Source organism: Fulverythrobacter fulvus, from assembly GCF_037154085.1.
GTDB lineage: Bacteria > Pseudomonadota > Alphaproteobacteria > Sphingomonadales > Sphingomonadaceae > Andeanibacterium > Andeanibacterium fulvum.
Genome location: NZ_JBANRM010000001.1, coordinates 178935 through 201631, shown reverse-complemented (window position 1 = coordinate 201631; position 22697 = coordinate 178935). Strand labels below are relative to the sequence as shown.

Genomic DNA, 22697 nt, shown 5'->3' with positions numbered 1-22697 from the left:
CTTATCCCTTCATCCGGTTGACATCGTCGACCGCGATCGTGCCGCGGCCACGGAAATAGATCACCAGGATCGCAAGGCCGATGGCCGCCTCGCCCGCCGCAACGGTGAGCACGAACATGGCGAAGATCTGACCGGTCAGATCGCCCAGGAAGGCGCTGAACGCGACGAGATTGATGTTTACCGCAAGCAGAATGAGTTCGATCGCCATCAGGATCACGATCACATTCTTGCGGTTGAGGAAGATGCCGAGCACGCCAAGCACGAACAGGATCGAGCTGACGACGACATAATGTTCGATACCAATCATGCGCGCAGCACTCCGCGGTCCCGCTCATCCTGAGCTTGTCGAAGGGTCACAGCTGCACCCCCTGGCCGACTTCCGGCTTCACATTCACGGTCGCATCCTCCGGACGGCGACGAACCTGCTTCGAGATGATCTGCGGGCGGGTACCCTTGCGTTCACGATGCGTGAGCACGATCGCGCCGATCATTGCCACCAGCAGGATGATGCCGGCGCTTTCGAACAGGAACAGATATTTGGTGTAGAGCAACGCACCGATGCTCTCGATGTTGCTCTTGCCCAGCAGCGGAGCGGCGGAGCCATCCGGCGTTCCGAGTTCGAGCGAACCGGCGCGATAGGCGCCGATGCCGAGCACCAGTTCCGCCGCGAGGATCACCGCGATCAGCATGCCGAGCGGGAAGTTCTTCACGAAGCCGGCGCGCAGTTCCGCGAAGTCGATGTCGAGCATCATGACCACGAAAAGGAACAGCACCGCGACCGCCCCGACATAGACGATCACCAGCAGCATCGCGATGAACTCGGCGCCGACCAGCACCATCAGCCCCGCAGCGTTGAAGAACGCCACGATGAGCCAGAGCACGGAATGCACCGGGTTACGGGCCATGATCACCAGCGTCGCGCTGGCGATCGTGAGGGCCGCGAAAAGGTAGAAGGCAAGGACCTGTATCATCGGTTCGCGGGCCCCCTAGCGATAGGGCGCATCGGCTTCAAGGTTCGCGGCGATTGCCCGCTCCCACTTGTCCCCGTTCGCCAGCAGTTTAGCTTTGTCGTAAAGCAGTTCTTCGCGCGTTTCGGTCGCATATTCGAAGTTCGGCCCTTCGACGATCGCATCCACCGGACAGGCTTCCTGACAGAAGCCGCAATAGATGCACTTGGTCATGTCGATATCGTAGCGCGTCGTGCGGCGGCTGCCGTCATCGCGCGGTTCCGCCTCGATCGTGATCGCCTGCGCCGGGCAGATCGCCTCGCACAGCTTGCACGCGATGCAGCGTTCTTCCCCGTTGGGATAGCGACGCAGCGCGTGTTCGCCGCGGAAACGCGGGCTCAGCGGGTTCTTCTCGAACGGATAGTTGATCGTCGCCTTGGGCTTGAAGAAATACTTCAGCGTGAGGGCATGCGCCTTCACGAACTCCCAAAGGGTGAACGACTTGACGAGGTGCGCGACGCTCATGCGCCTTCCTTTCCGTCGCCGGGCATGACCATGCAGCTTCCTTCAAGCCCGATCATCGTGCGCTGCGCGGCCTCGGGAGTGAGATCTTCCATGATGGAAGCGCGCGCAGTGCCCGCATTCGGGTCGATTTCGAAAATGGTAACGTCGATGGGCGAATTGCTGCCATCGTCGAGCTGGAGATAGAGGTTATCCGGCAGGCCGTCGAAGACCTGGGCGACCTTCACCCCGGCCTCGCCAAAGGCACCGGCCTGGGCATCGAACTTGTACAGCGTCAGCACGTTGCCGTTGAACTTCGCGGTCGTCTCCGCATCGGGAGCGAAAACCGAGAACTTGCGCGTCACCACTTCGCAATCAAACGAAGTGCCGGACGCAACAGCAGAAGCGGCAGCCATGGCGAGCAGCATGCTCATACGCCATACCTCGTGACCATCATCCAGCCCGAGACGAGCACGACGAACAGCAGGCTCATCGGCAGGAAGATCTTCCAGCCCAAGCGCATCAGCTGGTCATAGCGATAACGCGGCACAGTGGCCTTCACCCAGCTGAACACGAAGAAGAAGAAGAAGATCTTGGCAAAGAGCCACAGCCAGCCCGGGATCAGGTAGAGCACTGGAATGTCGAGCGGCGGGAGCCAGCCACCGAAGAACAGCACTGCGTTGAGCGTGCACATCAGCAGCACGTTGGCATATTCGCCGAGCCAGAACAGCGCGAAGGCCATCGAGGAATATTCGGTCTGATAACCGGCGACGAGTTCCGATTCCGCCTCGGTAAGGTCGAAAGGCGCGCGCGCGGTTTCGGCCATGCCGGAGATCAGGAACAGCACCCACATCGGGAACAGCAAGACGTTGAAGAAATAGCCGTTCACGATGCCAAGGCCGTGGCCCTGTTGTGCCTCGACAATGCCGTTGAGGTTGAACGTACCTGCCCAGAGCACCACGCAGATCAGGATGAAGCCGATCGAGACTTCATAGGAAATCATCTGCGCGGCAGCGCGCATGGCGCTGAAAAACGGGTATTTCGAGTTGGACGCCCAGCCCGACACGACCACGCCGTAAACCCCCAGCGAACTGACCGCGAGGATATAGAGCAGGCCGACATTGATATCCGCCAGCACGGCACCGGAATTGAACGGGATCACTGCCCATGACATCAGCGCGACCGTGAAAGTCACAATGGGCGCGATCAGGAACAGGCCCTTATTCGATGCCGAAGGGATGATGGTTTCCTGCAGGAACACCTTCAGGCCGTCGGCAAAGCTCTGCAACAGGCCGAAGGGGCCGACCACGTTAGGGCCCTTGCGCAGCGCCATAGCCGCCCAGATCTTGCGATCGACGTAGATGATCATGGCCACCGCCAGCATCAGCGGCAGGGCAATCAGCAGGATACCCGCGATGGTCGCGATGAACCACGACCATTCATAGCTCAGGCCGAGGGACTGGAAATAACTGGTCATTCCGCCGCCTCCGCGAACTCTACGCCGTGGAGCAGTTCGGACGAGCAACGCTGCATCGTCTCGCTCGCGCGGGCGATCGGGTTGGTAAGATAGAAGTCCTTGATTGGATAGCGGATTTCGCCTTCGATCTTCGCCTTCGCGTCGCCCTTGGGCAGATCGCTGCCGTAATCGGCCAGGCCTTCTTCCCCAAGGGCCGGAACTTCGGCGATCATCGCGGCCTGAAGCCCGGCGAAGCTGTCGAAGCCGACAGTCACGCCCAGAGCATCGGCCAGCGCGCGCAGGATCGTCCAGTCTTCACGCGCGTCGCCGGGCGCGAACACCGCCTTGTCGGCAAACTGTACGCGGCCTTCCGTGTTGACGTAGGTCCCTGTTTTCTCGGTGAAAGCGGCAGACGGCAGCACGATATCTGCCGCATGAGCGCCCTTGTCGCCATGATGGCCGATATAGACCTTCAGGCTGCCTTCAAAGGCACTGAAATCGACCTCATCAGCCCCGAGCGCCAGCAGAACCGCCGGCTTGGCGGCAGCGAGGTCCTTGATCCCGCCCTGCTGCGCGAAGCCCAGCATCAGCGCGCCCATGCGAGCCGCTGCCATGTGGAGGACGTTGAAGCCGTTCCAGTCGTCCTTCACCACCTTGAACTTGGCGGCGAGCGCCAGCGCAGCGTCATGCGCACCGGCGGCAAGCCCCGCCCCGCCCAGAATGATGGCCGGACGCTGTGCCGCAGCAAGCGCGTCGGACACGTCCTTCGGCAGCTTCGAGAGGACCGACACATCGGCACCGAGGAAGGTTGCCGGATAGGTCGTTTCCCATTCCGGGCCGACGATGAAAATCTTCGCACCGTTCTTGGCCGCCTTGCGCAGGCGGACATTCACCAGCGGCGCTTCCCAGCGCACATGGCTGCCGATGATCAGAACGGCATCGGCCTTCTCGATCCCGGCAAAGGTGCTGTTGAAGTTGACGGCCGCGAGGCTGGAAACATCGTAGTCCATGCCCGTCTGGCGGCTCTCGATCAGCGACGAACCGCTGGCCTTGAGCAGTGCCTTGGCGGCGAACATCGTCTCGCAATCGAGCATGTCGCCAGCAACGGCAGCAATGTTCTTGCCCGGCTTGGCGGCGGCAATGGCCTTGAAAGCCTCATCCCAGCTTGCCTGCTGGAGCTTGCCCTTCTTGCGAATCCACACGCGGTCGAGGCGGCGGCGCGTGAGCCCGTCGACCTGAAAACGCGCCTTGTCGCTCAGCCACTCCTCATTCACGTCATCATTGACGCGCGGGAGGATGCGCAAGGCCTCGCGGCCACGGCTGTCGATCCGGATGTTGGAGCCGACCGCGTCGGACACGTCGATCGACAGGGTCTTCTTCAGTTCCCACGGACGCGCCTCGAAAGCGTAGGGCCGCGAAGTGAGTGCGCCGACCGGGCACAGATCGATCACGTTGGCCGAAAGCTCATGCTTGGCTGCACGCTCGAGATAGGTCGTGATCTGCATATTCTCGCCGCGATAAAGCGCGCCGATTTCGTCCACGCCGGCAATCTCTTCCGAGAAGCGCACGCAACGGGTGCAGTGAATGCAGCGGGTCATCACCGTCTTGATCAGCGGACCCATGTATTTCTCGGTGACGGCGCGCTTGTTCTCGTCATAGCGCGAGGCGCCGCGGCCATAAGCCACGGACTGATCCTGCAGATCGCATTCACCGCCCTGGTCGCAGATCGGGCAATCGAGCGGGTGGTTGATGAGGAGGAACTCCATCACCCCTTCCCGCGCCTTCTTGACCATTTCGCTATCGGTGCGGATTTCCTGACCTTCACCTGCCGGCAGCGCGCAGCTCGCCTGCGGCTTGGGCGGCCCGGGCTTCACTTCCACGAGGCACATGCGGCAATTGCCGGCAATCGAGAGCCGTTCGTGATAGCAGAAACGTGGAATTTCCTTGCCCGCAGCCTCACAGGCCTGGAGCACGGTCGCCCCTGCGGGGACTTCCACTTCGATGCCGTCTACGGTGAGCTTGGGCATTACTGATTAACCTCGGAACTATCGGCCTCGGCCGGTGCACTGTTGTTGGATGCGTGCCACAGGCCTTCACCCAGCCAGATGCGCAGCGAGGACGGATCAATCTGCAATTGCCGCCCTTCGGGAATGCATCCCGACAGTGACGGCATCAACTCATTGATGGCCTGTTTTTCGTCTTCAGATCCGGCAGGGGTACGGAAGAAGAAATCGGCGTTGTAGGGATCTTGCGACACGACACAATCGGCAAGTTCCAGCACAGTGCCAACATAAGCGTCGCCTTCGGAAAGCGGCAAAGTGCGCTCGCCGATCACGTTGCCGGGCTTAACCCAGGTCGGCTCATCGGGATAACGATCGAAATAGGCTTCCTGCAGCAGCCACTGGCGAACGCCCGCTGAATAGAAATGCAGCGATACGCCGCTGTTGTTCGTGCTGGCGACACGGCGCAGGCAATCGTTGAAGCCAAAGACACGCATGGCTTTCTGGGTATCGGTGCCGATCTGCTGAAAGTCACGAAAACCGAGATCGCTCTTGTTCAACAGATCGAGCGATTTCTCGTTCGAGCGATTATAGAGGCACCGCGTAAACTGCCCCAGCATGGCCTTGCTGCGGCTCTTGTTCACTTCGGACATCTTCTTCAAATCGAACGTCTTGCGGGGCTCCAGCGGAAACTGGTTCTTGCGCTTGATACGCGAATTGAGCGGCGTGAAGTCGTCATTGTTCGACTGCGCCGCAACCGGGGCCGACATCAGCACCGTCGCACATCCAAGAGCAAGCAGGAGCCGCTTCACTCTGCTGCCTCCTGCATCGAAGCCGCGCGTTCGGTGATGCGGCGCTCGATTTCGGGGCGGAAATGCTTGATGAGGCCCTGGATCGGCCATGCAGCCGCGTCGCCCAAGGCGCAAATGGTGTGACCTTCAACCTGCTTGGTCACCTGGAACAGCATGTCGATTTCCTCGACTTCGGCATCGCCGGTGCGCAGGCGTTCCATCACGCGCCACATCCAGCCCGTGCCTTCACGGCAGGGAGTACACTGGCCGCAGCTCTCGTGCTTGTAGAAATAGCTGAGGCGGGAAATCGCCCGGACGATGTCGGTGGACTTGTCCATCACGATTACGGCAGCGGTGCCCAGACCGGACCCGAGTTCACGCAACCCGTCGAAATCCATCGGCGCGTCCATGATCTGGGCTGCCGGAACCAGCGGAACCGAGGAGCCGCCGGGGATCACTGCGAGCAGATTGTCCCACCCGCCGCGAATGCCGCCGCAATGCTTCTCGATCAGTTCACGGAACGGGATGCTCATCGCCTCCTCGACCACGCAGGGCTTTTCGACATGGCCCGAAATCTGGAAAAGCTTGGTGCCCTTGTTGTTGTCCCGGCCAAAGCTGGAGAACCAGGCAGCGCCCCGGCGCATGATCGTGGGGGCGACCGCGATCGATTCCACATTATTCACCGTGGTGGGGCAGCCATAGAGGCCTGCGCCCGCCGGGAACGGGGGCTTGAGGCGCGGCTGGCCCTTCTTCCCCTCGATGCTTTCGATCATCGCGGTTTCTTCACCGCAAATATAGGCGCCAGCGCCGCGATGGACGAAGACGTCGAAATCATAACCCGAACCGGCCGCGTTCTTGCCCAGCAGGCCCGCGTCATAGGCTTCGCGGACGGCGGCGAACAGGGTTTCGGCCTCGCGGATATATTCGCCACGGATGTAGATATAGGCGGCCCGCGCACGCATCGCGAAACCGGCGACCAGCGCGCCCTCGATCAGCTTGTGCGGATCGTGGCGGATGATTTCGCGATCCTTGCACGAACCCGGTTCGGATTCGTCAGCATTGATCACCAGGAAGCTAGGCTTGGGGTTGCCGTTCTGATCCTTGGGCGGTTCCTTGGGCATGAAGCTCCACTTCATGCCGGTGGGAAAGCCCGCACCGCCGCGCCCGCGCAGACCCGAGGCCTTGATTTCCTCAATGATCGCTTCGGGACCCTTGGCCAGGATGTCCTTCGTATTGTCCCAATCGCCGCGCCCCTGCGCAGCCTTCAGGTTCCAGGGCTGGAACCCGTAGAGATTGGTGAAGATGCGGTCCTTGTCAGCCAGCATCAGATATACCCCTGCCAGAACAGCACGCCCGCAACCGCAAACAGCATCACGAACGAAGCGATCTTGATAAGTCCGGTGAACACTTTCCAGGCCAGAAAGCCCGCAACAAGCGCACCGCCGATGGCAATTGCCGTGGCCATTACCATTCACCCCGATAGTCGTGGTTTTCCTTGACCATCGCGGCCAGCGAAGTCGGCTCGCCAACCGGCTCGACCGTGTGGCGGCCGGGCAGCTGCGTACCGGCCTTGGGCGTCTCGCCCTTCGCCAGCGCATCGAGGACCTTGTCGAAGCTTTCGACCGTCAGATCCTCGAAATTGTCGTCATTGATCTGGACCATCGGCGCGGAGGCGCAATTGCCCATGCATTCCACTTCCGTGAGGGTCCACAGTCCATCATCGGTAGTGTGGCCCTTGTGCATCCCGCGCTTCTTGCAAGCCGACAGGATATCGTCGCTGCCGCGCAGCATGCACGGCGTCGTACCGCAGACCTGCACATGATAGCGGCCCACCGGAACGAGATTGTACATGGTGTAGAAGGTGGCCACCTCGACCACGCGAATGATCGGCATGTCGAGATAGGCGGCAATATATTCCATCACCGGGATCGGCAGCCAGCCCTGCGTATTCGTCTCCGCCCCCACCTGGCGCTGGGCCAGATCGAGCAGCGGCATGACTGCCGAACGCTGGCGACCGGCCGGATAGCGGGCGACCACTTCCTTCGCCTTTTCGGCGTTTTCCGCATTCCACGCAAAACCACCCCAGCGCGCGCGCAGTTCGGGGGTATCGGGTTCGAGATGACGGTCGGCCATTAGCGGATGAACTCCACGCGAGAGCATTTGTCGCCCTCGAACGAATAGACTGCGATCACATCGAATGGCTCTACCAGGTCCGAACCATCGGTAGCCGGTCCGCGCGTGACGTGTTCGCGAAAGATCACATAGCTGCCGATCGCCTGCTTCTCGACGATTTCGGCGTGGTTTTCCGGCCAGCGGGCGAATGCCGCGGCAAGACCGGAGCGCGTGCCTTCCTTGCCTTCGCGCACCACATCGCCGCGATAATTCGCCTCGCAGGCGTCGTCAGTCATGTAGGAAACGTAAAGGTCCACGTCTTGCGCATTATAGGCCGCGATCATTGCTTCGGCGGTTTCAAGATTGCTCACCGGTCACACTCCCCGAACACAACGTCGATCGCGCCAAGAATGGCGGTCGCGTCGGGCAACATGTGGCCCTTACTCATGAAATCCATTGCCTGAAGGTGGCTGAAGGCAGTCGGGCGGATCTTGCAGCGGTAAGGCTTGTTGCTGCCATCGCTCACCAGATAGACGCCGAATTCGCCCTTGGGACTTTCCGTCGCCACATAGACTTCACCCGCCGGGACGTGGAAGCCCTCGGTATAAAGCTTGAAGTGATGGATCAGCGCTTCCATCGACTGCTTCATTTCGCCGCGCTTGGGAGGCGAAACCTTCCGGTCGCTGGAGGAGATTGGGCCTTCCGGCATTTCAGCCAGACACTGCTTCATGATCCGGGCCGACTGGCGCACTTCCTCGACGCGGACCATGAACCGGTCATAACAGTCGGAATTGGTGCCGACCGGAATCTCGAAATCCATCCGGTCATAGGCGTCGTAAGGCTGCGCCTTGCGAATGTCCCACGGAATACCGGCCGCGCGGATCATCGGGCCGGAGAAGCCCCAGGCCAGCGCGTCTTCCTTGCTGACAATGGCGATATCGACATTGCGCTGCTTGAAGATACGGTTGTCGACCACGAGCGACATCGCGTCCTCGAACAGTCGCGGCAGGCGCGTGTCGAGCCAGTCGGCAATGTCGGTGAGCAGCTTGAGCGGCACGTCCTGGTGCACGCCGCCCGGACGGAACCACGCGCTGTGCATGCGAGCGCCCGAAGCGCGTTCGAAGAAGTTGAGGCAATCCTCGCGGATTTCGAACAGCCACAGGTTCGGCGTCATCGCGCCCACGTCCATCACATGGGAACCCATGTTCAGCATGTGATTGCAGATGCGGGTCAGTTCCGCGAACAGCACGCGCAAATACTGGGCGCGCAGCGGAACCTCGACGTTCAGCAGTTTCTCGATCGCCAGGACGTAGCTGTGCTCCATCGCCAGCGGCGAGCAATAGTCGAGCCGGTCGAAGTAAGGCAGCGCCTGGAGATAGGTCTTGTGCTCGATCAGCTTTTCGGTGCCGCGATGCAGCAGGCCGACATGCGGATCGATGCGCTCGATGATCTCGCCGTCCAGTTCCATCACCATGCGCAGCACGCCGTGCGCCGCCGGGTGCTGGGGCCCGAAATTGATCGTGTAATTGGTGATCGTCTCGTCGCCGGTGGTCGGCGACTGTTCCATGGTCAAACCACTCATGCGCAGATCCACATCCCCGGCGAATAGAGCCGTTGCTTGCCGTTGGCGTCAGTCACGCCCAGATTTGCCTGATACCGGCTGACTCCGCCGGATTCGCCGCCTTGCGAACCGCGTGCCACTTCCACCGTGATGGTGCCATTGCTGTACTTGCCGCCGGCCTTGATGCCGTCGAGCCCGATATCGCCGACCGTGTTGAGATAGACGATCACGCCGTCGATCCGCGCCGCGGCTTTGCCTGCAACACCCTTATCCGCCGCTGCGGCGGTGATCAGCAGATCGCGGCCGTCATTATGCTGGAACGTGCAACCGCCCTTGCGCTGACCGAGATCGACCCCGGACAAGTCGCCCAGAGCCTGCAGCACGGGGCCCTCGCCCTTGTCCACCGGCTGACCGGCAGCATCCTTTGGCAGGTCACGCTGAACATCGGGCTGAACGATAGTGGTGCCGGCCGGAGCCTCCACCTGCTGTTCTTCCTGACCCTTCATCAGGTTGCAGCCAGCGAGACCAGTGGCGGCAAGCGCCAGCGGCAGAGCAGCACGGAAAGCGACAGATGCGCTCACTTGGCTTCTCCCTCGGCCTTTTCGTCACCCGGAAGCACGTATTTCGCACCTTCCCAAGGGCTCATGAAATCGAACTGCCGCAAGTCCTGCGCCAGCTCGACGGGTTCGTAGACAACGCGCTTTTCCTCTTCGGAATAGCGCAGTTCCTGATAGCCCGTCAGCGGGAAATCCTTGCGGAAGGGATGCCCTTCGAAGCCGTAATCGGTGAGAATGCGGCGAAGGTCGGTATTCCCTTCGAACAGCACGCCATACATGTCGAACACTTCGCGTTCGAGCCATCCGGCATTCGGCCACAGCGTCGTAACGGTGGGGACCGGAGTATTCTCGGCAGCGCGGCACTTCACCAGGATGCGGTGGTTCTTCGTCACCGACAACAGCATGTAGACGACATCGAACCGCTCCTCACGGTTCGGATAGTCCACCCCGGCGATTTCCATCAGCTGCTGGTATTCATACCCATCACGCAGCAGGCGAAGGGCGTCTTCCACCTTTTCGCGCACCACGGAAAGCACGATTTCGCCATGCTCTTCCTTGGCGTGAATGAGCATATCGCCCAGCGCACCGGCGAGCGTGTCGGCAATCCCGTCGATCTGGGCGATCTTCGGGGCTGAATGCAGGACCTTGGCCATCCTTACCTCTCGATCGTGCCGACGCGGCGGATCTTACGCTGCAGCTGCATCACGCCATAAAGCAGCGCCTCGGCAGTCGGCGGGCAGCCCGGGACATAAATGTCCACCGGCACGATACGGTCGCAGCCGCGCACCACCGAATAGGAATAGTGATAATAGCCGCCGCCATTGGCGCAGCTGCCCATCGAGATCACATATTTGGGATCCGACATCTGGTCGTAGACCTTGCGCAGTGCCGGGGCCATCTTGTTGCACAGCGTACCAGCAACGATCATCACGTCCGACTGGCGCGGAGAAGCACGAGGAGCAACGCCGAAACGCTCCATGTCGTAACGCGGCATGTTCACGTGGATCATTTCCACCGCGCAGCAGGCGAGGCCGAAGGTCATCCACCACAGCGAGCCCGTACGAGCCCACTGGAACAGCTCTTCAGTCGAAGTGACAAGGAAACCCTTGTCGCTGACTTCAGCATTCAGGCTGTCGAAGAAGGCCTGATCGGGCGCGGTCATCGCGCCTGCATTGGCCAGTCCCGCCTTTTGGGGTTCGATCACTCCCATTCCAGCGCTCCCTTCTTCCACGCATAGGCAAAGCCGATCACAAGTTCTCCCAGGAACACCATCATCGTGATCCAGCCCGGCCAGCCCGTCACATCCAGGCTGACGGCCCAGGGAAACAGGAACGCCGCTTCAAGGTCGAAGATGATGAACAGGATCGCCACCAGATAGAAGCGCACGTCGAACTGGCTGCGCGGATCTTCGAAGGCGGGGAAACCGCATTCATATTCGCTGAGCTTTTCCGCATCGGGATTATGCGCACCGGTAAGCCGCGCGACCCCCATCGGGAGGAACACGAAAGCAGCCGACAGACCAAGCGCAATGGCAAGGAAGATCAGGATCGGCAGATATTGTGACAGATCGACCACGGACGATTCCCGTAAAGCGGAGACAGTTAGAGTCGGCCCGCCTCTAGGCCCTGCCCAAGCAGGGTGCAAGGCCGGAGCGGGCCAAATTCGGGTTGAATTCAGCCATCCTTCCCCAGACTTGAGGCGATTGCAGCACTTCCTTCACTCTCATTTGCGCAACAGCATGCCGAGTGCCCTCCTCGTTGCTGCGCCATAAGGGGGTTTGAGCCCGGACAGAGCGGCGACGTCCCATCGCGGCTGCCGATAAATCGCTCTGGCATGGCTGAAGGCCTTGAATCCTTCCGGCCCGTGATAGGCCCCCATTCCCGACGGGCCGATGCCGCCGAATGGCAAATCGTCCTGCGCGATATGCAGGATGACATCGTTCACGGTGACGCCGCCGGAAATGGTCCGCGCGAGAACCTGTTCTCGCTCCGAACCATCCTCGCCGAAATAATAGAGCCCAAGCGGCCGGTCATGCGCGTTGACATAGCCGATTGCCTCATCGACCGATCGATAGGTCATCACCGGCAGGATCGGGCCGAAGATTTCCTGCCGCATCACTTCCATCCCGTCGCTCACATTGCGCAGGATTGTAAGCGGCAGCTTGCGGCTGTTACTGGCGGAGAAATCCTCGCCGGACGGGCAAACCTCGACTGCTTCCGCGCCTTTGGCCGTCGCGTCGGCGATCAGGCCCTTCAACCGCTCGACATGACGGTCATTGACGATGGACGTGTAATCCTCATTCGCCAGAACCGTGGGATACATCCCGGCAGCCTTGTTGGCGAGGACACTGACAATGGCCTCCTCCCGCTCTTCCGGCACCAGCAGATAATCGGGAGCGAGACACACCTGCCCGGCATTCATCAGCTTGCCGATCGCGATCCGCTCGGCCGCACGATCGACGTCCGCACTGCGCCCGACGATCACCGGGGATTTCCCGCCCAGTTCCAGCGTGACCGGCACCAGATTGCGCGCCGCCGCCTCCATCACCTTGCGCCCGGTCGCGGTCGATCCGGTGAAGACGAGGTGATCGAATGGCAGTGCGGTGAAACCCGCAGCGATATCCGCACCGCCTGTCACGACGGCAGCCTCATCAGGAGCGAAGGCGCGACCGACCAGTTCCGCCATCAGGGCAGAGGTGCGTTCGGTGAACTCGCTCGGCTTCACCAGCACTCGATTGCCGGCCGCAAATGCCTGGATCATCGGGCCGAAACTGAGGCCGACGGGGAAATTCCAGGGCGAGACCACGCCGATCACGCCCTTCGGTTCATGCCGCACTTCGGCTCTGCCGCCGATCAGCCCAAGCGGGAAGGTCGCCGCCCGCCGCTCCGGTCGTGCCCAGCGCTTCAGCTGTTTGAGGCAATATTTGCCGAGGCTGACGGCGGGAAGCATGTCGGTGAGCATCGACAGGTCGCGGCTGCGATTACCGAAATCCGCGCTCATTGCGGCGGCGAGTTCATCGCCGTGATCAACCAGCAAGGCGATCGCCCGCTTTATCCGGTCGGCGCGTGCGGAAAGCGGTTCAGGCCGCGCTCGCTCGAAGGCCGCGCGCTGAAGGGCCAGCAAGCCTGCCGCATCGCTTTCCGGCAACTGGTTCATCGCGCCATATCCCCTGCCCGCCTCAAACATTCGGGCCGCTTGATGAATTGATTCTGCCGCACTGCAACATTACATCGCTACACGTCCTCGTGTTCTTAAGCGAAAGGCTGATGTTCCGCCATGTCCGAGTTTTCTGCCAACGACCCGATCGTCATCCTTTCCTATGCGCGCACCCCGATGGGCGGCATGCAGGGCGCCCTCTCCGAGGTTTCCGCCACTGACCTTGGCGCGACTGCCGTAAAGGCCGCTGTCGAGCGCGCCGGAATCGCCGGCGAGGATATCGAACGACTCTATATGGGCTGCGTGCTTCCCGCAGGCCTCGGCCAGGCACCCGCTCGCCAGGCCGCGCTGAAGGCAGGCCTGCCCAAGTCGGTGCAGGCCACCACGGTCAACAAGGTCTGCGGTTCCGGCATGCAGACTGTCATCATGGGGTCCGAGGCTCTGGCTGCGGGCAGCGTGGACGTGATCGTCGCGGGCGGGATGGAGAGCATGACCAATGCCCCCTACCTGCTCAAGAAGCACCGCTCCGGCGCGCGCCTCGGCCATGATACCGCCTATGACCATATGTTCCTCGACGGGCTGGAAGATGCTTACGAGGCCGGTGCGGCCATGGGCAGCTTCGCGCAGGAAACCGCGAACGAGTATCAGCTCACGCGCGAGGCGATGGACGATTACTCGATCGAAAGCCTGCGGCGCGCCAATGCCGCCATTGCCAGCGGCGCCTTTGCCGACGAGGTTGTGCCGGTAACCTATTCCACCCGCGCCGGTGACGTTACCGTGGATACTGACGAGCAGCCCGGCAAAGGACGCCCGGAAAAGATCCCGCAGCTGCGCCCGGCTTTCGCCAAGGACGGCACCATCACGGCTGCAACCTCCAGTTCGATCTCGGACGGTGCCGCCGCGGTGGTCCTCACCCGCGAGAGCGTGGCGAAGGCCAAGGGCCTCACGCCGGTGGCAAAACTCGTGTCGATGGCCGCCCACGCCCACGATCCCCGCCTCTTCACCACTGCCCCCGTCGGCGCGATCCAGAAGGCACTCGCCAAGGCCGGGTGGACAATCGACGATGTCGATCTGTTCGAAGTGAACGAAGCCTTTGCCTGCGTCGCCATGTTCGCAATGCACGATCTCGGCATTCCGCATGACAAGATCAATGTGAATGGCGGCGCCACTGCCTTGGGCCACCCGATCGGCGCGAGCGGCACGCGCATCATCGTGACCTTGCTCAATGCCCTGAAAAATCAGGGGAAGGCGCGCGGCGTTGCTTCGCTCTGCATCGGCGGCGGCGAAGGCACAGCAGTTGCTATTGAATTGATCTGATCCAAACGGGGGAGAACTCTGGCACGGGCTGCGTGAAAGCGGGCAATCTATGTTAATTTGCCGATCTCTTTGAAAAAAAGGGAGAGGCAATAATGAGAAAAATCGCGTTGCTTTGCGTGGCCCTCGTCTTGGCCGCTTGTTCCGGATCTGAAAGTGAAAGCCAGAAGGCGGCTCCGGAAACACCGAAGTCACCTGAAGAAGCTGCCTTGGGAACTTATGAAGTGACCCAGGCGGACGGCACGAAAATGACTTCCGTCATTTCGGCCGACCGGACCTATACCGACGCGGTGCGCGGCGAAGTGGTCGAATGGGGAAGCTGGGAAATCAAGGACGGCAAGACCTGCTTTACACCGGAAACGGAAGGCAAGAAGCCGACTTGCTACACCGATAGCGAGCCGGGTGCCGACGGCATATTCACCTCCACGCCGGATGAAGGCGATCCCGTGAAGGTTCGCAAGCTCAGCTAGCTACTGTCAAAGCGAGCAACAACTTCAGGGTTCGCCGGCACCCCACAGGCGTTGCTGGCGGACCCACCCCTTGCGACCGTCGACATCGAACTCGCACCAGCCACTGTCGCAGTCGCCCAGCTTACCGACCACGCCCGGCTCGGCATTCCAGAGCAGCAAGCCGCTGTCGCTCGGCCCATCGCGCATCGGGGCAAGATTCTTGCCGACCACCAGTGCAGTGCGTTCCGGGCTCAACAGGCGTGCAACCACCCAGCCCTGCGCACCATCGGGATCGCGGATCAGGCGCCAGCCTTCCTTGACCCGGATCACCTTCACCGGAAGCTGCGGGCGGCGATAGACCCAGTCGATCCGATATTCCTCGCTCGGGCCCACGCGCATATTGACCTCTTTCGAGCGCATGGATGCCCAATAGGGCACTTCCCGATCCTGCGCGGTGGCGGGTACGGCAAGTGCGGCGAAAACGGCAATCGGGACAAGTCGGGCGAGGAATCGCATTCCCATCCCATAACCCCCGGCATGGTGACGCTTCAAGCACGCAAACGGGTGCTTGACCGTCCCACAACGGGCGCATAGCGCGCTAAGTATGACTGAAAGCACTCCCTCGGCCGCTTCGCCCGAATCTCCGCGTCGCGTAGGCGGCAAGCCTCGTGTGATCGTGACCCGGCACCTGCCCGGCGTCGAACCGCGCATGGCCGAACTGTTCGACACCGTGCTCAACACGGAAGATCGCCAGTTCAGCCGGGACGAACTGATCGCAGCGATGCAGGATTGCGATGTGCTGGTGCCCTGCGTCACCGACAAGATCGACGCGTCGATGATCGAGGCTGCGGGCAGCCGGATGGGCCTGATCGCCAATTTCGGTGCCGGGGTGGACCATCTAGACCTCCAGGCCTGCCAGGCACGCAAGATCATGGTCACCAACACGCCAGGTGTATTTACCGAGGATACGGCCGATATCACCATGGCGCTGATCCTGTGCGCCTCGCGTCGCCTGTCCGAAGGCATCCGTATGGTGGCTGCCAATGAATGGCCGGGCTGGTCGCCTTCCCACATGCTGGGCCGGACCTTGCGCGGCAAGGTACTGGGCATTGTCGGCATGGGTCGCATCGGCCAGGCGCTGGCTCACCGGGCCCGCGCCTTCGGCATGCAGGTGGTCTACAACAATCGCCGCCGCCTGCCTGACGCGCTGGAGACGATCCTCGGCGCCGAATTCGAGCCCGATCTCGACCGCGTCATTTCCGCCTCGGACTATCTCTCGCTCAATTGCCCCGTCACTGCAGAGACCAAGGGCATGCTCGATGCCCAGCGCATCGCGTCGATGAAGCCCGGCTCCTTCGTGATCAACAGCGGCCGCGGCGACCTGATCGACGAGGATGCGCTGATCGCTGCCCTGCGCAGCGGCCATCTCGGTGGCGCCGGGCTGGACGTGTTCCTCAATGAACCGAACATCGATCCCCGCTTCGTCGATCTGCCCAATGTCGTAGCCCTGCCCCATCTGGGCAGCGCCACGCTGGAAGGCCGCACGGCCGCGGGCGAGAAGATCATCCGCAATATCCAGAGCTGGGCCGACGGTCATTCGCCGCCGGACCGGGTGGTAGTGGGCCTCGGCTGAGGCGATTCAGGATAGCGGCTGGCCAAGACCGGCACACATCCGCAGATTTCTGGTTCCGGCGCTTGTCTGCCGGAGAAATTCCGGCCTAGACGGCGAAGCATCAGAGAAGCCCGCGAGGATGGGCGCAGGGGGAGTATCAGCAGGATGATCCGCAGAGTTCTTGCGGGGATGGCACTGGCCGTCCTTCCGACCGCAGCTTTCGCCCAGGATCCCTACGCGGCCGCAGGCGATAGCGGCGATACGGCCTGGATCCTCGTTTCATCCGCTCTCGTCCTGCTGATGTGCCTTCCGGGGCTTACGCTGTTTTACGGCGGCCTTGTGCGCGCAAAGAATTTCCTCTCGGTTGCCCTGCAATGCGGCGCGGTGGCGGCGATGGCTTCGCTGCTGTGGGTCGTGGTCGGCTATACTCTGGCCTTTGGCAGTGTGACCAATGGCTGGCTGGGTGCAGGCAATGCCTGGATGCTGATCGACCTTGGCAATGTACGCCAGGGACTTGCGATCCCCGAGAGCACTTTCGCGCTGTTCCAGATGACGTTCGCGGCAATCACGCCTGCCCTGATGGTCGGCGCATGGGTGGACCGCGCCCGTTTCGGCTGGGTGATCGGCTTTACTGCCCTGTGGGGCCTCATCGTCTATGCACCGGTCGCTCACTGGGTGTGGGGCGGCGGCTGGCTCGCTTCCAGCATCGGTACGCTCGATTTCGCGGGCGGGATCGTGGTTCACACGACTGCCGGTATTTCCGGGCTCGTAATCGCATTGCTGCTGGGCAAGCGCCAGGGTTTTCCCGGAACGGCCATGCTTCCCCACGCCCCGGGCCTGACCATGATCGGCGCCATGCTGCTGTGGGTCGGCTGGTTCGGCTTCAATGGCGGCTCGGCACTGAATGCCACTGACGATGCATCCACGGCGATCATCAATACCCACGTCGCGGCCGCTACGGCGGCACTGGCCTGGGTGCTGATCGAACGCTTCACTTTCGGCAAGCCGACAAGCGTGGGTTTCGCCACTGGCGCGATTGCCGGCCTGGCAACGATCACTCCGGCAGCGGGTTTCGTCTCGCCAGGGGCCGCTATCCTCTTCGGTGCGCTGGCCGCGCCGGTCTGTTACGGCGCGATCCATCTCATCAAGCTGAAGCTCAAAATCGACGATTCCCTCGACGTCTTCGCGGTTCACGGCGTCGGCGGCATGCTTGGCTCGCTGCTGCTGGGCCTGTTCATCTCGCCTGCCCTTGGCGGCACCGGCTTCCCCGAGGGGCTGAACATGGTAACGATGGTTTCCGCGCAAGTGGTAGGCGTAGTCGTGGTCGCGATCTGGTCGGCGATTGCCACCGTCGTGCTGGCGCTGGGCGTCTCTTACCTGCTGCCGATGCGTGTCGGCCCAGAAGAGGAAACCGAGGGCCTCGACATCACCAGCCATGGCGAGCGCGGCTGGGAATTCGATTAACCGATAGAGCGCGGGCCCGCCTTCATCGGCGGCCCGCAGCCTCCTCAACTCTGTTCGAAGCCGCCTTCGTCCGCAGGCAGGTTGGACGCCAGCATCTCCACCACCTGCCTTACGCCGTCAGCGGTTCCGCCATAGCCGAAATGCGACACGTCCAGTTCGATCCGGCGGTCGGATTCATGTTCGAGCCCGCGCGCTGCCGCTGAAGCGACAATGCCATCTTGCGCGGACCAAACGGCGATAGTCGGTACGGGCGGCTTGGATATGAACTCGATCCCGGCGGGTATTTCATCCACCGTGTGTTCGTTCACCAGATCATAGAGCCGCCAGGCCCGGTTTCGATGCCGATCACCGGAAAACGGACTGCCCAAAGTCACCACTTCAGCAACCAAATCCGGGATGCGATGCGCCAGGGCGCGGGCGAAGAGACCCCCAAGGCTCCATCCAAGCAGGATAACTTTGCGCCCTTCCCGCCCGGCAATGGCACGGATGCGTTCTTCCAACGCCTCGACCAAACCCGGACGGAGGCCCAGATTGAAACCCTGATCCCAGCCATGGGCGTGAAAACCCGCCAAATCGAGCGAGCGGCGCAAAAGCGCAGTAGACAGATCGTCCGTAGTAAAGCCGGGCAAGACCATCACAGGCCAACCCTTGCCATCAGCCGCGCAGTCCACGGCTTCTCGCAGCGGACTGAGGCCCAACGGAACTACCGTCGCGGCCTCGGTCAGCAGGCGCCACAGCGGAGGAAGCTGCGCGTCATCGCCGCCGCCGTCCACTCTGCAGCGCCCTTGTGCCTCAATCCCCGGTCAGGATGCGGTCGACCAGTTCCTTCACCGTAGGGGTGAAGTTGTTCGAATAGAACGGGTCCTGCTTGAAGCGATAGGCTGCATGGCCCGCGAACATCAGGTTGCGATCCACTTCCCCGCCATGGGCGATGTCCTGCAGGGTCTTCTGGATGCAGAAGCTGCGCGGATCGGCCAGGCGCCCGGTGGTGTAATCGTCATGGTCCTTCCACGACGAGAAACCGCAATGCGACAGGCAGCCCATGCAATCGGCCTGATCCTGGCGGATTTCGTTCCGTTCTTCGGGAGTGACGAACACCACCGTGTCATCCGGGGTCTTGAGCGCTTCGGTGAAGCCCTGAGCGGCCCACACCCGGGCGCGATCGAGGTCCTTGGGCGCGACCCAGAAGTTCTTGCCCTTCACGCCCACATCGAGCTGCACCGTGTGCTCGCCCGCTTCGACGCGGGAATAGGGAATCTGTCGCTCCGAGCGAGCTTCGAGGTTCAGCAGGAAGGGGTTCTTCACGGCCGAGCTGTAGAAACCGGTGGGCGAGAACTTGTGCAGCAGCACATCACCCGGTTCCAGCGTGCGCAGGGCGTCCTTCCACTGCTGCGGGATCGGGCTTTCATGCGTCAGCAGCGGGCGCGTGCCATATTGGAAGGCGATGCTGCCCAGTTCGGGATTGTCGATCCAGTCGTTCCATTCGCGCAGGAACCAGACGCCGCCGGCCATGATGATCGGAACGTCATCCGAAATACCCTCTGCACGCATGGTTTCGCGCAGCAGCTTCACGCGGGGATAAGGATCTTCCGGCTTGGCCGGGTCTTCCGCGTTGGAAAGGCCGTTATGGCCACCTGCCAGCCACGGGTCTTCATAGACCACCGCAGCCATCAATTCGCTGACCTTGCTGTAGGAACGCTTCCACAGGGCGCGGAAGGCGCGGGCGGAGCTGATGATCGGCAGGTAGCTGACGTTGAAGCGTGCGGCGATCTCGGCCAGCTTGTAGGGCATGCCCGCGCCGCAGGTGACGCCCGTCACCAGCCCGCGCGTCTTTTCCAGCACGCCTTCCAGAACGGCCTGCGCGCCGCCCATTTCCCACAGCACGTTGATGTTGATCGCGCCCTTGCCGCTGGCAATGTCATAGGCGCGGCGCACCTGCTCCACAGCGCCGTCGATCGCATAGCGGACCAGCTGCTCGTGCCGTTCAACGCGCGTGCGCTGCGGATAGAGCTGGGGAATGATGTTGCCGTTCAAATCATAGGAATCGGCGTTGACCGCGCTAACCGTGCCGATCCCGCCCGCAGCAGCCCACGCCCCGGAAGAGGCATGGTTCGTGGCGGAAACGCCCTTGCCGCCTTCGACCAGCGGCCAGACTTCCCGGCCGCCATAAGTGATCGGCCGCAACCCTTTGAAGCTCATGTACGTTCCTAAACTAACCGCGCCAACTCACGAGGGCTTCTTGTCGTCCTTCTGCCCCGGCTGGCCGCAGGGTTCTATATCATAAGGTTCGGGCCTGTCGCCCACTGCTTCGAATTGCGCGTAATAACCAGCAAGCTCGGGCTTACGGACAAATTCGACCAGACGAAAGCCCACATGGTCAAACTCACAGAATAACAGTTTCGGTTCGATACCGTGCTGGTCGGCCGGGCGATCCCGGTCGACCACTATCACCTGGGCGCCGGGCCGCAGCGACGGACGCAAGCGCCACAGGAAGGCATAGGGTTCCGAAACCTCGTGATACATGTGGATCAGGAACACCCGGTCGAAGCTGTCTTCGGGCAGGCGCGGGTCATCTTCCGCACCCAGCTTGATCGAGACATTGTCGAGCCTCTCGCGCTCCACACGGGTACCCAGGCGCTTGATCGCGGCCTCGTCGATATCCTGCGCCAGCACGCGCCCGCGCGGGCCGACCTGCGCAGCGAGACGGACCGTGTAATAGCCCTCACCCGCGCCGATATCGGCCACCGTCATGCCCGGCTTGATATTGGCCAGTTCCATCACGGTCTGCGCCTCGCGCCGGTCATCGCGTGCCTGTTCGGACGAAACGCTGTTGCCGCCCAGTGCCGAGACAGGCCGATAGGCGCGCGGAAATTCTCGCGCGGTCTCGGGCCGGTCCTGATCCTCCTGCTTGAACAGGTTGCAGCCGCTCGCAAGCAGCAGCAACCCGACGCAGAAGGCGGCGCGCAATCTCACTCGACGTCCTCCACTTCGACAGCCTCGCCCGTTACGCGCTGGGCCAGTGCGGCGGAGATGAAATCGTCGATATCGCCATCCAGGACGTCATCGGGCGCCGTGGAGGTCGTGCCGGTGCGCAGGTCCTTCACCATCTGATACGGCTGCAGCACATAAGAACGAATCTGATGGCCCCAACCGATATCGGACTTGGAGGCATGCTCGTTGCTCGCGGCTTCCTCGCGCTTGCGCATCTCTTCCTCGAACATGCGGGCACGCAGCATGTTCATGGCGATTTCGCGGTTCTTGTGCTGCGAACGGTCCACCTGGCTGGCAACGATAATGCCCGAGGGCACGTGCGTGATACGCACTGCCGAGTCCGTGGTGTTGACGTGCTGCCCACCCGCGCCCGAAGCGCGATAGGTGTCGATCCTGAGGTCTGACGGGTTGATCTCGATGTCGATATTGTCGTCGATCACCGGATAGACCCACACCGAACTGAAGCTCGTGTGGCGGCGGGCCGAGCTGTCATAGGGGCTGATGCGGACCAGGCGGTGCACACCGCTCTCGGTCTTGGCGTAGCCATAGGCGTTCTCGCCCTTGATCAGCAGCGTAGCGCTCTTGATCCCGGCCTGTTCGCCCGAGTGATAATCCACCAGTTCCACCTTGTAGCCATGGCGTTCAGCCCAGCGCGTATACATGCGCTGGAGCATTTCCGCCCAATCCTGGCTTTCCGTACCACCGGCACCGGCGTGGATTTCCAGATAGGTATCGTTGGCGTCAGCCTCGCCCGACAGAAGGGCCTGCACCTTGTCCGCATCGGCGCGCGCAGCAAGCTGCTTCAGGGCATCGAGCCCTTCGCGCACCACGTCCTCATCGCCTTCCATCTCGCCCAGTTCGACGAATTCGATGGCGTTGGCCATCTCGGCCGAAATCTCGTTGACCGTACCGATGGACGCTTCGAGCCGGCGACGTTCGCGCATCACGCTTTCGGCGTTCTTCGGATCGTCCCACAGCGTCGGGTCTTCAACGCGGGCATTCAGCTCGTCGAGCCGCCGCACCGCACGATCCCAGTCGAGCGAGCGGCGCACCAGAGCCAGGGCTGCTTCGATCCGGTCAATTTGGGCCTGCCCTTCGGCACGCATGGCAATCTTACTCCGCTAATCCAGCGGCCCGCTTAGCGGAAGACTGCCGATTGTAAAGCAGGGGCGCCAGAACTTGCCCGCACCCGGTACCGATGAAGGCTCAGCGCCCCTTCAGTTCCTTCACCTTGGCGAGAGTCAGGCTGACATGTTCGCGCCAGTCGAGATCCGAATGGGCCAGCTTCACCTTGCCATCCTTGCCGATGACATAGCTGGTGCGGTTGGAAAGGCCCGTGTCCTGGCCATTCATCACAAAGCCCACGTCATAGGCCTTGATCACAGCCTTGCTGGCAGTGGCCACCGGGAACTTGTTCCGGCACTCCTCGGTGGAGAAACGCTTGAGCGTGGGCACATCGTCGGCCGACATGCCCACCACGGTCGCGCCCGCCTTCTGGAAATCGTCCATCGCCTCGGCAAAGGCATTCGCTTCCAGTGTGCAGCCCTGGGTAAAGGCCTTGGGGAAGAAATAGAGCACGACCGGCCCCTTCTTGAGGGCCTTGTTCAGATCGAAGGTGAAGCTCTTGCCGGCCAACGCACCCTGCGTAACGAAAGAGGGGGCCTTGGTGCCCTTGTTCAGCTCCGCAGATGCAGCGCCGGGAAGCGCCAGACATGCAGCCATAATTATGGCGGCGGCAAATTTGCGTGCGATCATCACCTGTTCTCCCCTGTGCAACGCGGCATAG

General features: G+C 61.9%; 26 protein-coding genes and 1 pseudogene. 4 read left to right on the top strand and 23 right to left on the bottom strand.

What is annotated here, in order from left to right:
* Position 1 precedes the first annotated feature (1 nt).
* From nuoK to WFP36_RS00880, 17 genes and pseudogenes are all read right to left on the bottom strand, one after another.
* Complete coding sequence (gene nuoK / locus WFP36_RS00960; RefSeq protein ID WP_054529815.1) at positions 2–307, bottom strand: NADH-quinone oxidoreductase subunit NuoK; 306 nt, start codon at positions 305–307, stop codon at positions 2–4.
* Between the two features lie 46 nt (positions 308–353).
* On the bottom strand, positions 354–971 hold the full coding sequence (locus WFP36_RS00955) for an NADH-quinone oxidoreductase subunit J (RefSeq protein WP_336977089.1): 618 nt from the start codon (positions 969–971) through the stop codon (positions 354–356).
* A 15-nt stretch (positions 972–986) separates the two neighbouring features.
* Complete coding sequence (gene nuoI / locus WFP36_RS00950; protein ID WP_336977087.1) at positions 987–1472, bottom strand: NADH-quinone oxidoreductase subunit NuoI; 486 nt, start codon at positions 1470–1472, stop codon at positions 987–989.
* Complete coding sequence (locus WFP36_RS00945; protein WP_336977086.1) at positions 1469–1882, bottom strand: hypothetical protein; 414 nt, start codon at positions 1880–1882, stop codon at positions 1469–1471. The genes nuoI and WFP36_RS00945 overlap by 4 nt, the downstream gene beginning before the upstream one ends.
* Positions 1879–2925 carry an NADH-quinone oxidoreductase subunit NuoH gene (gene nuoH / locus WFP36_RS00940; protein ID WP_336977085.1) on the bottom strand — a complete coding sequence of 349 codons (1047 nt, stop codon included), beginning with the start codon at positions 2923–2925 and terminating at the stop codon, positions 1879–1881. The genes WFP36_RS00945 and nuoH overlap by 4 nt, the downstream gene beginning before the upstream one ends.
* Positions 2922–4931 carry an NADH-quinone oxidoreductase subunit NuoG gene (gene nuoG / locus WFP36_RS00935; RefSeq protein WP_336977084.1) on the bottom strand — a complete coding sequence of 670 codons (2010 nt, stop codon included), beginning with the start codon at positions 4929–4931 and terminating at the stop codon, positions 2922–2924. Before nuoG ends, nuoH begins: the two co-directional genes overlap by 4 nt.
* The gene (locus WFP36_RS00930) at positions 4931–5716 is read right to left on the bottom strand and encodes a hypothetical protein (protein WP_336977082.1); all 786 of its coding nucleotides are present in this window, start codon (positions 5714–5716) and stop codon (positions 4931–4933) included. Before WFP36_RS00930 ends, nuoG begins: the two co-directional genes overlap by 1 nt.
* Positions 5713–7023, bottom strand: a complete 1311-nt coding sequence (nuoF, locus tag WFP36_RS00925; protein ID WP_336978666.1) for an NADH-quinone oxidoreductase subunit NuoF — start codon at positions 7021–7023, stop codon at positions 5713–5715. The genes WFP36_RS00930 and nuoF overlap by 4 nt, the downstream gene beginning before the upstream one ends.
* Positions 7020–7160 (bottom strand): hypothetical protein, encoded by a 141-nt coding sequence (locus tag WFP36_RS00920; protein ID WP_336978709.1) that lies wholly within the window; start codon positions 7158–7160, stop codon positions 7020–7022. The genes nuoF and WFP36_RS00920 overlap by 4 nt, the downstream gene beginning before the upstream one ends.
* Entirely contained in the window at positions 7160–7828 is a 669-nt protein-coding gene (locus WFP36_RS00915) for a complex I 24 kDa subunit family protein (protein WP_336977080.1), read from the bottom strand. The genes WFP36_RS00920 and WFP36_RS00915 overlap by 1 nt, the downstream gene beginning before the upstream one ends.
* On the bottom strand, positions 7828–8178 hold the full coding sequence (locus tag WFP36_RS00910) for a nuclear transport factor 2 family protein (protein WP_336977079.1): 351 nt from the start codon (positions 8176–8178) through the stop codon (positions 7828–7830). The genes WFP36_RS00915 and WFP36_RS00910 overlap by 1 nt, the downstream gene beginning before the upstream one ends.
* A complete protein-coding gene (locus tag WFP36_RS00905; protein ID WP_336977077.1) occupies positions 8175–9389 on the bottom strand; it encodes an NADH-quinone oxidoreductase subunit D in 1215 nt (404 codons plus the stop codon). The genes WFP36_RS00910 and WFP36_RS00905 overlap by 4 nt, the downstream gene beginning before the upstream one ends.
* Positions 9386–9949 carry a hypothetical protein gene (locus WFP36_RS00900; protein ID WP_336977075.1) on the bottom strand — a complete coding sequence of 188 codons (564 nt, stop codon included), beginning with the start codon at positions 9947–9949 and terminating at the stop codon, positions 9386–9388. Before WFP36_RS00900 ends, WFP36_RS00905 begins: the two co-directional genes overlap by 4 nt.
* A 14-nt stretch (positions 9950–9963) precedes the next feature.
* A pseudogene (locus WFP36_RS00895) lies at positions 9964–10578 on the bottom strand (NADH-quinone oxidoreductase subunit C); the annotation flags it as partial.
* A gap of 2 nt (positions 10579–10580) precedes the next feature.
* Entirely contained in the window at positions 10581–11135 is a 555-nt protein-coding gene (locus WFP36_RS00890) for a NuoB/complex I 20 kDa subunit family protein (protein ID WP_336977073.1), read from the bottom strand.
* Positions 11126–11500 (bottom strand): NADH-quinone oxidoreductase subunit A, encoded by a 375-nt coding sequence (locus WFP36_RS00885; RefSeq protein ID WP_054529802.1) that lies wholly within the window; start codon positions 11498–11500, stop codon positions 11126–11128. The genes WFP36_RS00890 and WFP36_RS00885 overlap by 10 nt, the downstream gene beginning before the upstream one ends.
* A gap of 147 nt (positions 11501–11647) precedes the next feature.
* On the bottom strand, positions 11648–13081 hold the full coding sequence (locus tag WFP36_RS00880) for a coniferyl aldehyde dehydrogenase (RefSeq protein WP_336978665.1): 1434 nt from the start codon (positions 13079–13081) through the stop codon (positions 11648–11650).
* A gap of 120 nt (positions 13082–13201) precedes the next feature.
* On the opposite strand from WFP36_RS00880, the gene WFP36_RS00875 reads away from it, so the two are divergent.
* Both WFP36_RS00875 and WFP36_RS00870 read left to right on the top strand, forming a co-directional pair.
* Positions 13202–14398, top strand: coding sequence for a thiolase family protein (locus WFP36_RS00875; RefSeq protein WP_336977069.1), 1197 nt, complete (start codon positions 13202–13204; stop codon positions 14396–14398).
* Between the two features lie 92 nt (positions 14399–14490).
* Entirely contained in the window at positions 14491–14865 is a 375-nt protein-coding gene (locus WFP36_RS00870) for a hypothetical protein (RefSeq protein WP_336977067.1), read from the top strand.
* Positions 14866–14889: 24 nt separating this feature from the next.
* Here WFP36_RS00870 and WFP36_RS00865 read toward each other — a convergent pair whose 3' ends face one another.
* Positions 14890–15360, bottom strand: coding sequence for an SH3 domain-containing protein (locus WFP36_RS00865; RefSeq protein WP_336977065.1), 471 nt, complete (start codon positions 15358–15360; stop codon positions 14890–14892).
* Positions 15361–15448: 88 nt separating this feature from the next.
* Here WFP36_RS00865 and WFP36_RS00860 point away from each other — a divergent pair, with 88 nt between their 5' ends.
* Complete coding sequence (locus tag WFP36_RS00860; protein ID WP_336977063.1) at positions 15449–16477, top strand: 2-hydroxyacid dehydrogenase; 1029 nt, start codon at positions 15449–15451, stop codon at positions 16475–16477.
* Positions 16478–16621: 144 nt separating this feature from the next.
* Positions 16622–17920: an ammonium transporter gene (locus tag WFP36_RS00855; RefSeq protein WP_336977061.1), complete on the top strand. Its 1299-nt coding sequence runs from the start codon at positions 16622–16624 to the stop codon at positions 17918–17920.
* Between the two features lie 44 nt (positions 17921–17964).
* Here the strand turns inward: WFP36_RS00855 and WFP36_RS00850 are convergent, their stop codons facing one another.
* The 5 genes from WFP36_RS00850 to WFP36_RS00830 all read right to left on the bottom strand — a co-directional run bounded on the left by WFP36_RS00850 (position 17965) and on the right by WFP36_RS00830 (position 22666).
* Complete coding sequence (locus WFP36_RS00850) at positions 17965–18693, bottom strand: esterase/lipase family protein (RefSeq protein ID WP_336977059.1); 729 nt, start codon at positions 18691–18693, stop codon at positions 17965–17967.
* A gap of 19 nt (positions 18694–18712) precedes the next feature.
* Positions 18713–20119 carry an NAD(P)H-dependent flavin oxidoreductase gene (locus WFP36_RS00845; protein WP_336977057.1) on the bottom strand — a complete coding sequence of 469 codons (1407 nt, stop codon included), beginning with the start codon at positions 20117–20119 and terminating at the stop codon, positions 18713–18715.
* Between the two features lie 27 nt (positions 20120–20146).
* A complete protein-coding gene (locus WFP36_RS00840) occupies positions 20147–20893 on the bottom strand; it encodes a class I SAM-dependent methyltransferase (RefSeq protein ID WP_419716604.1) in 747 nt (248 codons plus the stop codon).
* Complete coding sequence (gene prfB, locus WFP36_RS00835; protein ID WP_336977056.1) at positions 20890–22017, bottom strand: peptide chain release factor 2; 1128 nt, start codon at positions 22015–22017, stop codon at positions 20890–20892. Before prfB ends, WFP36_RS00840 begins: the two co-directional genes overlap by 4 nt.
* Before the next feature lie 100 nt (positions 22018–22117).
* Positions 22118–22666, bottom strand: coding sequence for a peroxiredoxin (locus WFP36_RS00830; protein ID WP_336977055.1), 549 nt, complete (start codon positions 22664–22666; stop codon positions 22118–22120).
* Positions 22667–22697 lie beyond the last annotated feature (31 nt).